Here is a 14,764-nt window from a genome sequence, read left to right on the forward strand (position 1 = left end):
CCGATCCAATTCTTATTACAAATCCGACTTGTATTACAAATCCGACTCGGTACCAATAATTTCCCAGCTTATTTTTGTTACTCTTTCTTCAATCGTCAATCGGCTAGCCATCCGTTCGATAAGACTGTCTTGCTGACCGATGGCTCTAACAATAGCCCTAATGACAACAGTGTTAGTAGCCAGGGTATCGTCACTCGAAAGGGAAGACAACAATAGCTTTTCGTTACTGCTGAGCATCTGCATCAATAAAACACGAATATGATTTTCGATGTCTATCCCACAGCCTATGGTCAGTAGATATTCGGTCTGGGATGCTGCCGATTTATTAAAAGTCAAGAAGGCCATTTTTTGTCCGATTGGACGAAAGATCAGGTGTGTAAAAATAATAGCCAGCGCAACGACAGATGCTTGGGCATACAAACCTAGACCGGAGAGCGCGCCTACTGCCGCCGAACACCAAATCGTCGCTGCCGTGTTCAGGCCATGCACATTCAAACCGTCCTTCATAATCACACCAGCGCCAAGAAAACCAATTCCACTGACCACATAAGAAGCGATCCGTCCGGTAGCATCACCGCCAATTTCTATGGAAAGTAACACAAAAGCTGCTGCTCCCAACGAAACTAAGGTATTCGTCCGAAGTCCCGCATTTTTCTGGCGCCATTGGCGCTCTACGCCCACGGCAGCGCCCAAAAGCAATGCAGCAAATAATCGTATGGTAAATTCAAAAACACTCATCTCTTTATCCTCCTTTGCCTGCAAAGGTCCACATTCCTCCCCCCATGATTCGTTAGAAATCTTTTAGAAAATTATTAGAATTTTATTAGAGAAATACTTAAATTAAAAAACTATAATACAGGTACTTACAATTTAAATATAAAATTTATAGATCAAGCTGTCCAATTTCTTTAACTTCAAGCATTGTTGTGGTGTAAATCAGTTACACTAAAAACAATAAAAAAATGGAACAACGAATTAATTTTTTCGCAAAAGGGCAAAACGCCATGAAATCGATGTTTGGAATAGGTGCATATCTGAGCAAGTGCTCCATAGAACAAGAGCTTTTGCATCTTATTTATTTCCGTGTATCACAAATCAATGGCTGTGCTTATTGTCTGGATATGCATTCAAAAGATCTACTGGCCACCGGAGATCAACCACAACGATTGTTCTTATTGGATGCCTGGCGGGAAGCCCCGCTGTATAGCGAACGTGAACGTGCTGCACTGGAATGGGCCGAAGCCGTGACGAAAATTACACATGGTGATGTATCGGACGAGGTTTATGCTAAAGCAACTGCAATATTTTCGGAAGAAGAACTTATTGACCTGACCTTGGCCATTACAGCAATCAATTCCTACAATAGGATCAATATTTCCTTCCGCACACAAGCAGGAAGCTACAAAGTTGGGCAGCACAAAGTACAGCCAACCTCATAAATACGAAACGTATATTTACACGATAAATTAAACCATAAAAATGAAAGATTTCATCTTATTATTTCGTCAGGGGGCCAATGAGCAAAGTCAACTGACAGAAGAAGAAGCAAAAGCTGTGAACAAAAGGTGGTTCGACTGGATCCATGACATCGATACGCAAGGTAAACTGAAGGATCATGGCTCCCGTCTTGAGCCTGCCGGAAAGGTATTAAAGCCTGGCGGTATCGTTACGGATGGACCTTTTGTGGAAATTCGGGAGAGACTCGGCGGTTTTATTGTCGTCGCAGCAGAGGATCTTGACGAAGCCACAACATTGGCCCATGGCTGTCCTATTCTCGAATTTAACGGAAGTGTAGAGATACGTGCACTGCTCAACTAATCATAATATACAGGATCGGCTGTACACCGACATAGCCGATCCTATTTTAAACTTATGGATCCAGATTTTCTAAAACAGCTTTTCCAGCAAGAATTTACCAAAATAGTCGCTGTCATCAGTAAGAGTTTTGGCCTCCAGTACATCGAAATAGCGGAAGATATCGTCAGCGAAACGTTCTTAGTTGCCACAGAATCCTGGCAGACCAAAGGCGTTCCTGCAAATCCTACAGCTTGGGTGTACACGGTTGCAAAACAAAAGACCTTGGCCCAGTTTAGAAGAAATAAAATATTTACTGATAAAATCATCCCGGCAGTACGGCAGCGGGAGCCAGAAGCGGAGAGCTTTGACGAGTTTAGTTTCTCGCAGGAAAATATTAAAGACAGCCAATTAAAAATGCTGTTTGCCATCTGCACGCCAGCAATTGCCAGTGAGGCACAAATTGGTCTTGCCCTTAGAATCCTCTGTGGTTTTGGGATAGAAGAAATTGCCGAAGCATTTCTTTCCAACAAAGAAACCATCAATAAGCGCCTATTCAGAGCAAAGGAAAAACTACGTTCAGAAAAAATCGAACTTGAGCTGCCTTCCGAAGCAGAAATTATGAAACGCCTCGATAATGTACTCCATATTATTTACCTCTTATTTAATGAAGGGTATTATTCTAAAACCCAAAATCAAATTTTACGAAAGGAGCTCTGTATTGAAGCGTTACGCCTTGCGCTCATGCTTTCATCTTATGAAAAAACCAATACACCCAAGACCAATGCGCTCATTGCGCTGATTTGTTTCCATTCTTCCCGCTTCGAGGCAAGGCTGACCAATGAAGGTGATTTCATTTTGTATGAGCAACAGGATGAGGAACGCTGGAATCAAGAACTCATCCATCAGGGGCTTTATTTTCTGAAGAATGCCGCATCGGGCGACGAACTCACATCTTATCATCTGGAGGCGAAAATTGCGCAATGCCATTGTATAAAGGAAGACAGTCCAGAAAAATGGACCGAAATCCTGCAGTGGTATGACCGTTTATTAGTCGTCAATTATTCCCCCGCAGCTGCATTAAATAGAATATTTGCCCTAAATAAAGTAAAAGGCGCTAAAGCTGCATTGGCCGAAGTAAAAACCTTACAGCTAGAAGACAACCACTTTTATTTTGTCCTCCTCGGGGAACTTTATCAGGATCTAGATAAAAACAAAGCCATCGCAAACTTCAATAAAGCAAAAAACCTCGCCAAAATAACATTGGAAAAAGAGGTTATTCAACAAAAGATTGATGCTATAAAGTCTGCAATGACCTAATTTGTTTGCTAGGCATCGATTACTTTTACTCTTTTCCAATAAGAAACAAAAAGCTGATACAGCTCCGAGGGCTCCAAATCAATCGTTGAGGACGAATACATAATACACAATTCTTGCGTGGATTCTTGATAAGCCATTTTCCATAATAGCGACGAAAGCCGCTCTTTATATTTAGAAGGATGACCCAGTGTTACAACGACCAGGGTATCACCACCTACTTTTTGTAAGTCAATGCTTTTAACATCCTGCCAGTCGCCTCGGCCAAAAGCTTTTGATACTGGTGTTGTCTTTCCAAGAAAATAGCGATCGTTCAAAACAATTTGCGCCGTTTTATCCCGAAGACTCAGTAGGCTGGAAAACAATAAAATTAAGAGTACCAGCAGTGCTCCGGCAGAGAAAACTGTCGGCTTTACCTTAAATACTCCATCAAATAAACCGATACTGAACAATAAAACGACCAAAAGCAACAAACATAGAGCTCCCGAAATTGACAATAGCTGAATTGTTTTCCGTTTATTTCTGTATAAGCTTGTTTCCTCCATCGGCTTAATTCCCCCAGTTAACGTTCAAGTTATGTTTTTCGGCATAAGCTTTTCCTAAAGCATATACGTTGTCAAACACACTGTTAATGGAAGGCATATCGTTTTTTTCGATCTTCTGGAGTAAAGCCTGCTTTTCTTCAGCTGAACCTTTACCATCACATAACTTTGCATAAGCGGTATATTCGTTTTTATAAACAGGCAACACTTTTTCAAATAATGCAATAGACTGCTCTTTCAACGCTTTTGCATCGTCATCGGAAACATTCAGTTCTTTAATATCCTTTAAAGCCTTTTCGACCACCTGAATTTTGATTCCAACAGATTTTTGAGCTTCGTCGCCTACTTTCTTACTGGAGGGCATATCCGCAAATTCTACGGTCTCCTGCTCGAGCTGTTTGCCGTAGCGTTCAGGGGCAAAATCTGCTACAAGATTTGTGTTTAAAACAACTTTTCCGAAAAAAGTCTCTGGACTTGGGGATTGACAGGCTGTAAAAAATAAGCTCGCCGACATAAAAATAGCAACTAGTAAGTGCTTCATATAAAAATTCTGTTTGTGACCAAAGTAATTAATTATCATGAAATAGGCAAACATGTTGTCCCATCATATCGCTGTATAAAATTGTCATCGACCAGTCTGTTTAGGTGAAAAAAGCACGATAGCCGAGCGATTCATATTGCACAAAATGTTAATTTTTAATATATTAGCAATTACAACATAAGCGATAAAAACAGTCATTATGGGCTATGATATTAGTTACCACCCCATCTCAGAACAGCAGATAGAAACTTGGTATTTTGACTTGCTCAAAAATCCTGAAAAGATTGAGGAAGTTTCTGCAGTTCACCAACTAGAAGACTTCTATAAAACCAAGTACCAAGACACCTTAAATGCGGGTCGGGAAACCGATAAAAATGATTATTTTGACAAAACCCATGGATTTTTCATTGCTGTTGTCCAGGGTTTTTTCGAAAAATACTTCTATGTGCGCGGTGGAGCCCTATCCTTCTCCAAAAATGACCATTTATCCGGCTATTACAAACAGTGGAATGAATTTGTACAACATGAATTTCTGACCAATAATATCGAAAATAGGCTTGTAGAAAACTATTGTTCGGGTGTCTTTATCCCAGCAGAAAAAGTTGCGCAATTGTTGGTAGACTACCATAATAATCCAACGATCAAGGCTGAACTAGATACGCTATTTTCTGATAACCGTATTGCTGTTTTCCTCAATGCTCTGCAATATGCCAAAGATCGTAACCTTGGTCTTTTGGAAGCAACAGAAGTTGTCGAACCACAACCTTTTGATCTGAATGAATCAAAAAGTTACTCCAACCTCTTTAACTGCGACAAAGAAGGCCCACTTTTATATCAGACAACGGCATTAAAACAGATCCAGGAAATAGAACATCGTCATGGAATTCCTGAAAATGAGATCTTACCAAATGTCAAAACAGAAACAATCCATGCCAACCCTAAACATTTTGACACAACAGATAGTTCTAGTTCGCAAAGCAGTAAAAAAAAGAGCTTTTGGAGCCGGTTATTCGGCAAAGATTAAACACTGATAATTGCTAGACATTCGGCCCTATAACGATATACTGTTGAAGAAATCTTGAATTCCAACCTATTAAACACTTCAATAATATTGGTTTCAAGCAACTATACACATAGACTGCAAAAAAAAGACTGCTTTGCATCTGAATTAAACAAATGATTTGACGATATTCGTCTTAGCATTATAACTGCTCATCCCATTATGATCTTCATTTTTCTTCTTATTATTCTTACGCTTTTCGGAATTTTATATCTGCTTCGTTCTGTTGTCAAAAAACAACAGCGGAAAATAACAATTGTTGAGTATGCGATCATCATCGGTTACCTGATTTCGTTAATGATAACCGGAGTAGGGCTATTATTCCACTCAAGTCAATATAATCAAGCCGTAGATCCTGTAGATGGTGATTGCTATATTCCCTTCGGTGGAAAACACATTTTATCGCTTGTGTTTTATTTCCTAACATTTAATATTTCAGCAATAGCGATTTGGCTCAAAGGACGAAAAATCCCCCCTATTCCTCTTGTTCTAATGCTGATTATGTTAATGATAGGCAGTATGATCAGTGTGTTTGTACTCGTTCAGGTCAGTCACCACGATACGTCCACATTGGACATGTATGTTGGCAACGAGGGAACCTTATACTTTATTTTCACACCATTATGCTGCTTGATCATGGGTATAGGATTAATCCGTAAAATCATCGTTGAAGAACAGGGTTACGCCTCGACGAGAAGCTATGCCAACGCCACGCTCAACAAGATCAATAACCTACTTTCGGCAAAGCTAAATTACCCCACATGGGCGCTTATTTTACTTGTTCCGGTCTTTCTCTTACTAACAATTATCCTCATCCTTTTGGGGCAGGATCGGGATTCAATGGTGAAAGTTTTCACAGAAACAACCACTTGGGCTTTTTCACAAAAAATGCACCCTCCCATCTTGGATCATCAGGGACATTACCTCTGTACAGTTGCCGCTAAAGGAGATCCCGCCCTTGTAAAACCATTGCGATTAGGCAAAAGACATGGTAACACCATTATCGTCAATAGACAACTCCAAATTGCCAATGCATTCGAAGAAATATTAAGCGATCTATCGCCAGTATTACACCGCTATGTTAGATATTGCTATGATAAATATGGGTTTAATATCTCGATCAAAATAAATTCTGTTAGGGCATCAAATATGACCTATGTCCTGATGAAACCCCTTGAATATTTTTTTCTTTTTTCCCTGTATATGTGCTACGTGGAACCCGAAAAAAAAATTGCCAAGCAATACAGCTGATCTTTTCTGAAAACAGCGATGCCCTTTTTCGGCAGAGAAACCAAGTTTGGACTAACTTGGGACTTATGATCTGCTAACTTATTACCTTTTAAACATTATGGATCAAACAGCTCAATTTATTGTCCTGACAGGAGGACCTGGTGTCGGTAAAACAACGCTATTAAAGGAATTACAACAACTGGGATTTAGTGTTGTACCGGAGGATGCCCGGCGGATTATCCGAGAACAAATGGAAATGAATGGCGACGGCCTCCCCTGGAAGAATAAGCGTCATTATGCCGAGCTCATGCTAGCGGCATCTTGCAGCGGTTATTCGGAACAGTTGCGTAAAGATCAAACCCGCTATGTGTTTTTTGACCGCGGGATTCCAGATACATTAGCATATATTGCCATGGAAGGTCTTGCAATCGGGGAAGATTGCCTGCGAGAAGCAAGATTGAAGCGTTATCATAAAAAGGTATTCATCTTACCACCTTGGGCAGAGATCTATGCGAATGACAACGAGCGGAAACAAACTTGGCAGGAGGCCGAAAATACCTTCAAGATAATGAAAGAGACCTATACAAAACTGGGTTATGAAACCATTGAGGTTCCAAAAACAACCGTATTTGATCGCGCGCAGTTCATCCTGAAAGTCCTGGATCAGCAAAACTATTGATTCCGCATTTCTTTCTCAATACGGCGGTCGGGAATAATCCACATAATAGCAACCGTTCCGTATAGCACTAAACTGATATACGGATTGATAAAAGACAGACCTATTCCCAGAAAATACAGTGCGGTAGAAATATTTTCTTTTGTTTTCGATTTGACCGCTTTTTTCAATGCAGAATCTTCGCCCTCAATCTGGATCACAAAATACTCCACGATATGGTAGGCAATAGAACACATAATCAACACAACACCGTAAGCAATAATCGGATCTCGACCAAAATGGGATTCACCTATCCAATTGGTGGTAACCGGCATTAAGGATAGCCAAAACAATAAATGGAGATTGCTCCAAAGTACTTTGCCGTTTACTTTGCGAACGATTTGAAAGAGGTGATGGTGGTTGTTCCAATAGAGTCCCACATACATAAAACTTACGATATAAGAGATGATTTTGGGCAATAAAGGCTTGAGGCTTGCAAAAGTAACCCCTTCAGGTACTTTTAATTCAAGTACCATAATCGTTATAATGATGGCTAGAACGCCATCACTGAATGCTTCTATTCGACCCTTAGTCATTTTTAAATAGTGGGGTTAATAACTGATATTGTAAACCCAAGCGGAATACATTTAATCGTGCGGCACCGGGATCAGCGCCAAGCATCCCGCTGTTGTAATCCTTCAGTCCCCATGAATATCCAGCAAATACGGTATAACGATCATAATTTACATTAAACTGCAATCGAGGGCGTAGATCCAAATCTATAATCTTGCCGCGGTCACGATCAAAACTTGTTTTATTACCCTGCTTATCTTCAATGCTACCATTTTCTTTAATGCTTAACGTTTTGGCAATATCCATACCCAGCTGTATATCCATTGTCATCGGTTCAAAAAAGACACGATAGCCAACAAAAGGATTAAAATTGATAAATTGCTGATTGAGACGGGTTTGACCACGGCTTCCATTCATAAACTCGTTGCCTTCCAAATCAATCTTTGTCTGCAATCGTTCATAGGCGCCTTCCAAACCTAATATCAGGTTGTTGGCAAAAACATACCGGTAGTTTAAAGCACCACCGATATTGATTCCATATTTTTTTCCGTAAGGATTATTGGTATAATAGTCCTGCTGCGTAGATCCATTCAACATACTCTTCGCTTCGGCTCCCGATCCCGTAAAGTTGGACACACCGGAAGTAATACCCACTCGTAGTTCGTGCGATTGCGAGAAAGCCATAAAATGGGTTATACCAGCAAAAAGTCCGACAAGTAAAAATCTCTTCATCATAACCGAAATATTAAATTAAAATCCTTAAAAAAATGAGCGTGTTCGATTGTTAAAAGTAAGAAAATTTATGTGATTCAACTTAATCCAATCCTTATTTTTTCTGAAACGGCAATGTTTATCCATTAGCGGAAATCCATCCGCTTGATCGGCTATAAAAAAAACATCATAAGACAGAATGACTATATTTATTGAACTACATCAATGAAAATGAATCAATTCAGGCTTATTTTTGTTGTATTACAAACAAAAGAATTATCCGTATGAAATATATATTGGAAAACCCTGTCATCGGTCATATTGCCGAGCAGAAATATAAAACCAGCATCCACTGGAGGAATGGTGAATTTATTACGGATGAACCTGAAAAACTTGGCGGAAGAGATCTTGGGCCTGACCCCTACACCCTTCTGATTTCATCGCTTGTATCCTGTACATTAGCTACGCTACGCATGTACATCGATAAAAAAGGTCTTGATATTCCAGAAATTTCTGTCAGTTCAAATATGTATCTCAAGATTGAAAAAGGACAGGTGGTTACGTATTTTGATCGCGAGATCGCTTTTGGGCAAATCTTAGCGGAGGATACCCGAGAACGACTTCAACAAATTGCCGAAGAATGTCCCATTTCAAAAATTTTAAAGGGTAATGCCATTGTTAATACAGTAATTCGTACAAATCCTTAAGAAGGAAGCATCACGATAGCGAATGATAAACAAAAGTTGCGCTTCAACTCATCAACATTAGCGTGTAACGAATTTGTGTATCATTATACTAATCATACACTTAAAAATAGCATTCATCATGAAAACCATAAACTTTCTCCTATTGGGTAAAAATGAAGAAATTCTCCTCACGCTCAAGAGAATCATTGAAAGCACACCCAGCTGGAATGCAACGATACAACAGGATTTGGGTACTTGTAAGAAACATCTGATAGACAATCCTGTAGATGTTTTATTATTGAGTTCGGGACTCTCTCCTCAGGAAGAGCATGAAATAACAGATCACCTTTCGCGGCTCACCTATCCGATTGGCCTGATCAAACATTATGGCGGTGGAAGTGGACTTCTAAAAAATGAAGTCTACAGTCTTTTTCCAGACTTACGTTCCGTTTAATAATGGCTAGACCACAAGCAACAGCTTCTTAGAGAAACAACTAAAATCCGCTAAAATCCTTTCTTTATTGAACTAGATCAATAGAAATCAATGGCTAATAGGCTAATTTTGGATACTAAATAATAAGATCATGAACAAACAGAACTTTATAAAAAAAGGCCTTTTGGGTTCCGGAATATTTGCATCAACAGTATCTTCAGCTGATATCTTGAAGAATGATATTGACGAGATAGAACCGCTTGAAACGCTGGATGGCGAAGATGTAAATTATAATTCAGACAAATTGGAAAACCATAGCGTCCTCCATAAAGCAGCTACACGCGGTCATGCAAATCATGGCTGGTTAGAAAGCAATCATACGTTTAGCTTCGCCAATTATCACGACCCCGAACGTATGCACTTTGGTGTATTGCGGGTACTAAATGATGATATGGTGGCTGAAGGAAGAGGTTTTGGCAAACACCCGCACGATAATATGGAAATCATCAGTATTCCTTTGGAAGGTGATTTGCAACACGAAGACAGCATGGGTAACAAAGCCATTATCCGGAAAGGAGATATTCAGGTCATGAGTGCCGGAACGGGCATCATACACAGTGAATATAATAAAAACACCGATCAGGTGGTGAAGTTTCTTCAGATTTGGGTGTACCCTAATCAACGGAATGTGAGCCCGCGCTACGATCAAATTACATTAGATATCGCACAAAGACAGAATAAATTCCAACAAATTCTTTCGCCCAATCCAGAAGACGAGGGGGTATGGATCCATCAGGATGCCTGGTTTTCTATGGGGCATTTTGACAAGGACGTCCAGACAAAATACCAGATCAAAAAGGCCGGAAACGGTGTATATGTTTTTGTAATAAAAGGCAGTGTTACCGTCGAAGGACAAGAATTGGAGAGCAGGGATGGTTTTGGAATCTGGGATGTCGCTGAAATTAACCTGAAAGTCACCTCAGCAGATACTGAAATCCTACTGATGGACCTCAGTATGATATTGGACTAATTTTATACACTTAGACGTCAATTAACAAAAAGGGGAGCCTATGAGGCTCCCCTTTTTGTTAAGGCTATTTATTATTTTTAGAAAGTAACGGAATTCAGCTTTTTATCAACCAAAATACCATCTATCGCTTTCAGATTGAAGTTGACATTGCGTTTTGCTTTCAATTTAATCTTAAATAAAACTTCAGACCCATTCAAGGTCTCCTTATTGCCAAGATTAACAAAAGTAGCATACAGCGCTTTACTTCCATTGGTGTGAAGACGATCGTTACTATAATTGTTCATCTCTTTCAGCTGTACAGGTTCAATACCGACATATTCAAAATCGCCCTGATTGTACGGAAGAGCAAAACTAAGCGCATTGACAGCTTTAAGATTCTCCCCGCTAATACTGATCTCTACGGTGTCTCCCGACTTCAAGCTTGTTTTTGAGGGAACCAATTTTAGTTTACCAGCTACTTTTTCTTCCTTTGCTGGTTTTGCACCACCTTCGATAACAACAGCGACATTGGAAATATCATAAGCGTCAATCAAATTATTCTTATTGACATCACCATTGCTGACATAACCTTCAAAATCTCCATCACCCAATCGCAATCCCGTATAGTTAATATAGGATGTCAAATCATTATGATCGATCAATCGGTCATTATTAATATCCCCTGGTAGGTAGCTCGAAGATCCCGGCACTTTAAACACATATAATTCTCTTCCGGAGCCAAAACCTCCCACAGCTTCAGAAACTGAAATTTTGATAAATCGGGCTACTGGATGGGTTCCAAAATCAAAACGTTTCATTTCGCCATCACGTTTCCAATCAAAACTTCCAGCTTCCGTCCAGGTATCCTTATCATTGCTATAGAATACCTTTCCTTTTAAAAGGATACCATTTCCGCCATCGGTTCTTGGAAGATATTCAAACTTATCCAATTGATTAACAGATTTTAGATCTAAAGTCATATCAAACGGAACAGCTGTCTGTCCCCATTTTGTATGCCACATATCCCCCTCATCATAATTGAACAATTTATTGATACCATTTCCGCCTTGGTTATCCACAGAAGTCTCTGCTTTGATTCCTTCGATGGCAAATTCCAATGGATTTGCCTTTGTTTTTGCGGCAAATGTACTCCAATCTGAAACACCAGATTTATTGACAGCTCTAATTTTAAACTGGTAATCAGTTTCCGCGGCCAATCCTTCGAATAGCAACTGACTGTCTTTGATGGTCGAATAGATCAGATTATTGAATTCAATTTCATAATAATCAGCATTTGCAACCTTTTCCCAGGTTGGGGTTAAGGTATATGCTTGTGTATGTTGATCTGTGATAACAGCTTTGGGCGAAGTCAAAGCACCGGTCTGAGCCAGATAGTTGTCAACAGGAGCATATTCGAAACCCTCCAATTGTACTTCTATTGCAGTCGATGAGACATCCTGTTTCGCTAGTCGTACCAGCAACATCGGATTTTTCACCAAAGGTACTTTTTCAAATTCAGATCCCTTTGTTGCAAACTGATTCAGGTTTGGTTGTGCGTCGTAGAAATATACATTTTCAGAAGTATTGAACGCATCTAAGCTGTTCACTTCTTTAAGTTTATTATTTTTTCCATTGACCTTTACGGTCAATTTCTTAGGTGCTTTGGTAACGTTGAAACGAATTTCGGTAGACTTCATTTTTTCAAATCCGTCAAATTCGCCCTGTGTTGGAGCAATCGTAAAAACAACTTTATTATTGTTTAACTGCGAAGTTAGGGATGTAGTTACTCCCTTACCATACCGATAAGCCTCGGTTTTTCCATCATCATCATATTCCAGGAAATTGGAATTCCCATAAGGATACACCTCATAAATACGTTGATCCTTTTTGATTTCCAGCACATTATTATTCGGATTGGTTACCGGAATAATAGCTCCATTTTTCACAAAAACAGGCAGCTTCCAAATAGGCACATTAAAGTTATTGATGATACGGCCACCCTGGTATTTTTCACCCGTAAAATAATCAATCCATTCACCATCCGGCAGGTAGATACCATTGCGTATATCATTTCCCTTCTCATCCACACGTGTTTCCTGATAAATCGGTGCCACCAGGAAATTTGGACCATAGAGGTACTGGTATTGCGTTGCCTTTCCAAGTGTATAAGCATTTGCTTGCTCTAAAAACATCGCGCGAATGATGGGCAGACCATCTACCGCTTGTTTTGCCACACTATAGCTGTAGGGAACCAATTGAGATTTCAATTTCAGATACAGACGATTGATCGAAGTAGCTGGCTCGCCCAAAGCATGAGGGTATTTCTCGTTCGAGCCCCAGCCATCCATATTGAGTTCCATGGGTGTCCAAGTCTTCCATTGAAAATCACGGATATTGACCTTGAAGTTTTTACCACCAAAGATCCCGTCCATGTCAGAGGTAATGTTGGGCTGGCCCGAAAGTCCCGAGCCTATATATGTTGGTATGTGGAATCGAATATACTCCCATACACCTCCAGTTTGGTCACCCGACCAGATACCCGCATAGCGCTGCGTACCTGCCCAACCATCCAATGAAATAATAAATGGACGAGCGTCGTTGCCATAGTAAGGCATGGTATGCCCTACATCAGCTACCCCGTTGAGACCAAAGGAGTATCCTGGGCCCACCCAGGCCACATCCGTCTTTAGGACTCTCACACCTGCATCCCGTACCTCTTTTACTATATCACGTTGCAGTAATGCACTGATGCTGTCTTTGGGATGGAGATCAGACTGTGTCCATAAACCGATTTCCACACCATTCTTACGTGCATAATCGCCGAATTCTTTCAGGTTTTGGATATTTCCATCTAAAGATGCCGTTTGACCATATCCAGCACCGTAACCATCATTGGGAAGAATCCAACCCAAAGGCATGTCATGGGCTTTATAACGGTCTATGACTGCGCGAGCCGAAAATTGATAATTGTTTTTCTCGCCATTCAGCGATTCTTTGATTCCGCCATTGTCCTTTTGGCTTTCTTTATAGCGTTTGCCATCTTCAAAAAGAATTCCCTTTTCATCTTCTTTCCAAAAATCGCGGTTATAAGCATTAAGATGTCCTTCGTACAAACCAAATTTTGGTAGAAGAATTGGGTTACCCGACAATTGGTAGAAATCGTTGAGCAAAGGCACAATACCGTCACCAACCATAAAAAAGACATCCAGATAATCCGTATCGTGGGCCAATTTGACTGTGCCAGCGATTTTGGCTCCAAAGGCGTAACTTCCCTTCTTAAAAGTATGCCACATAAAACCATACCCTTTGGTTGACCAGTAATAAGGGGTTGGAGAGGCAACACCGCCATCGGTCCAGCTGTTCTGATTTTCGATAGCAATTACTTTTCCCTTATGTGAAAAACGTCCATTTTGAACGCCACCACCAAAAAAGTACTCATCCGCATTTTCCTTTAATTCAAGGCTTACTTGTTTGTCCTCAAAAACGACCGGCTTTAAGCTTTCAACTACAATCTTATTGGTTTTACGATTAAGGATACTAAACTGTGAAGTCTGTTTATCCATTGAAAAAAGAATATCGTTGGTGGAGATGCTGACCTTATTACCCTCATCCTTTACTTCGAGCTCAGCGACAGTTTTCCGAGGTTGCTCTACCAATATTTTTGCGTCGGGTTTAGCTTCAGGGTCACGAATAATTCCACCATGAACATCCTGAAACATTCTAAAAATATGATTACCGTAGAAATCTAAAGTCAGACGTTGGCCATTATCGTATACAATCTCAACTGTAGTCGGATTAATTTTTTGAATCGCGATAATACGATTAGCTTGATCGCGACCTATTGTATTGTAATAATTGATCGTACTTACTTTAGCATCGACTCGAGTGGGTTGAAAAATAAAAGGAGAAGCCAATCCCATCAGTAAACTGACTTGTGCTTTTGTACTCCAAAAAGATATCTTCATGCGTATGATTTATAATGCATTAAATTAACTTAACAATAATACAATAGTAAATTGAACTAAAAAAGAGAATCGGGAATGCAAACGATTGTCCAATAATAATGTTGCAGGCTAACCGATCTATTGTAGGTTGTTCACCAAATATCGAATGTTTACTTCCATGTGGCTTATGAGATGAGCGTTATGATGAATGACACATAAAACTGGAGGGACTGTTACAGGGGCGCTGCAGGAAAGTAAATTCAAGCAAC

15 protein-coding genes are annotated in these 14,764 nt (G+C 40.0%); 9 read left to right on the forward strand and 6 right to left on the reverse strand.

Annotated features, from left to right (window positions below):
• Positions 1 to 33 precede the first annotated feature (33 nt).
• Complete coding sequence (locus B3P16_RS08295) at positions 34 to 738, reverse strand: MgtC/SapB family protein (RefSeq protein ID WP_286768384.1); 705 nt, start codon at positions 736 to 738, stop codon at positions 34 to 36.
• A gap of 224 nt (positions 739 to 962) precedes the next feature.
• Here B3P16_RS08295 and B3P16_RS08300 point away from each other — a divergent pair, with 224 nt between their 5' ends.
• From B3P16_RS08300 to B3P16_RS08310, 3 genes are read left to right on the forward strand one after another with little or no spacing between them, the layout of a single operon-like run.
• On the forward strand, positions 963 to 1,439 hold the full coding sequence (locus tag B3P16_RS08300) for a carboxymuconolactone decarboxylase family protein (RefSeq protein WP_046672123.1): 477 nt from the start codon (positions 963 to 965) through the stop codon (positions 1,437 to 1,439).
• A gap of 40 nt (positions 1,440 to 1,479) precedes the next feature.
• Entirely contained in the window at positions 1,480 to 1,818 is a 339-nt protein-coding gene (locus B3P16_RS08305) for a YciI family protein (protein WP_046672122.1), read from the forward strand.
• 54 nt (positions 1,819 to 1,872) lie between these two features.
• On the forward strand, positions 1,873 to 3,114 hold the full coding sequence (locus B3P16_RS08310; RefSeq protein ID WP_286842370.1) for an RNA polymerase sigma factor: 1,242 nt from the start codon (positions 1,873 to 1,875) through the stop codon (positions 3,112 to 3,114).
• 8 nt (positions 3,115 to 3,122) lie between these two features.
• On the opposite strand, the gene B3P16_RS08315 is transcribed toward B3P16_RS08310, so the two are convergent.
• Positions 3,123 to 3,656, reverse strand: coding sequence for an STM3941 family protein (locus tag B3P16_RS08315; RefSeq protein ID WP_286842372.1), 534 nt, complete (start codon positions 3,654 to 3,656; stop codon positions 3,123 to 3,125).
• A 4-nt stretch (positions 3,657 to 3,660) separates the two neighbouring features.
• Positions 3,661 to 4,194 (reverse strand): hypothetical protein, encoded by a 534-nt coding sequence (locus B3P16_RS08320; RefSeq protein ID WP_286842374.1) that lies wholly within the window; start codon positions 4,192 to 4,194, stop codon positions 3,661 to 3,663.
• A 199-nt stretch (positions 4,195 to 4,393) separates the two neighbouring features.
• On the opposite strand from B3P16_RS08320, the gene B3P16_RS08325 reads away from it, so the two are divergent.
• The 3 genes from B3P16_RS08325 to B3P16_RS08335 all read left to right on the forward strand — a co-directional run bounded on the left by B3P16_RS08325 (position 4,394) and on the right by B3P16_RS08335 (position 7,163).
• Positions 4,394 to 5,218, forward strand: coding sequence for a hypothetical protein (locus B3P16_RS08325; RefSeq protein ID WP_286842376.1), 825 nt, complete (start codon positions 4,394 to 4,396; stop codon positions 5,216 to 5,218).
• A 198-nt stretch (positions 5,219 to 5,416) separates the two neighbouring features.
• Positions 5,417 to 6,505, forward strand: coding sequence for a DUF6688 domain-containing protein (locus B3P16_RS08330; RefSeq protein ID WP_286753242.1), 1,089 nt, complete (start codon positions 5,417 to 5,419; stop codon positions 6,503 to 6,505).
• Between the two features lie 97 nt (positions 6,506 to 6,602).
• On the forward strand, positions 6,603 to 7,163 hold the full coding sequence (locus tag B3P16_RS08335) for an AAA family ATPase (protein WP_112375647.1): 561 nt from the start codon (positions 6,603 to 6,605) through the stop codon (positions 7,161 to 7,163).
• Here the strand turns inward: B3P16_RS08335 and B3P16_RS08340 are convergent.
• Together B3P16_RS08340 and B3P16_RS08345 are read right to left on the reverse strand one after the other, a co-directional pair.
• Positions 7,157 to 7,735 (reverse strand): TMEM175 family protein, encoded by a 579-nt coding sequence (locus tag B3P16_RS08340; protein WP_046672115.1) that lies wholly within the window; start codon positions 7,733 to 7,735, stop codon positions 7,157 to 7,159. The two genes, B3P16_RS08335 and B3P16_RS08340, sit on opposite strands and share 7 nt — an antisense overlap.
• The gene (locus B3P16_RS08345; RefSeq protein WP_286753241.1) at positions 7,728 to 8,447 is read right to left on the reverse strand and encodes an outer membrane beta-barrel protein; all 720 of its coding nucleotides are present in this window, start codon (positions 8,445 to 8,447) and stop codon (positions 7,728 to 7,730) included. The genes B3P16_RS08340 and B3P16_RS08345 overlap by 8 nt, the downstream gene beginning before the upstream one ends.
• 260 nt (positions 8,448 to 8,707) lie before the next feature.
• Here B3P16_RS08345 and B3P16_RS08350 point away from each other — a divergent pair, with 260 nt between their 5' ends.
• From B3P16_RS08350 to B3P16_RS08360, 3 genes are all read left to right on the forward strand, one after another.
• Complete coding sequence (locus tag B3P16_RS08350; RefSeq protein ID WP_286753240.1) at positions 8,708 to 9,130, forward strand: OsmC family protein; 423 nt, start codon at positions 8,708 to 8,710, stop codon at positions 9,128 to 9,130.
• Between the two features lie 118 nt (positions 9,131 to 9,248).
• The gene (locus tag B3P16_RS08355; protein WP_046672113.1) at positions 9,249 to 9,563 is read left to right on the forward strand and encodes a hypothetical protein; all 315 of its coding nucleotides are present in this window, start codon (positions 9,249 to 9,251) and stop codon (positions 9,561 to 9,563) included.
• Between the two features lie 130 nt (positions 9,564 to 9,693).
• A complete protein-coding gene (locus tag B3P16_RS08360) occupies positions 9,694 to 10,572 on the forward strand; it encodes a pirin family protein (protein ID WP_286842379.1) in 879 nt (292 codons plus the stop codon).
• 77 nt (positions 10,573 to 10,649) lie between these two features.
• Here the strand turns inward: B3P16_RS08360 and B3P16_RS08365 are convergent, their stop codons facing one another.
• Positions 10,650 to 14,516 carry a TIM-barrel domain-containing protein gene (locus tag B3P16_RS08365; protein ID WP_286842381.1) on the reverse strand — a complete coding sequence of 1,289 codons (3,867 nt, stop codon included), beginning with the start codon at positions 14,514 to 14,516 and terminating at the stop codon, positions 10,650 to 10,652.
• Between the last annotated feature and the right edge of the window lie 248 nt (positions 14,517 to 14,764).

Origin of the sequence: Sphingobacterium sp. UBA7631, from assembly GCF_002483935.1 — a bacterium.
GTDB lineage: Bacteria > Bacteroidota > Bacteroidia > Sphingobacteriales > Sphingobacteriaceae > Sphingobacterium > Sphingobacterium multivorum.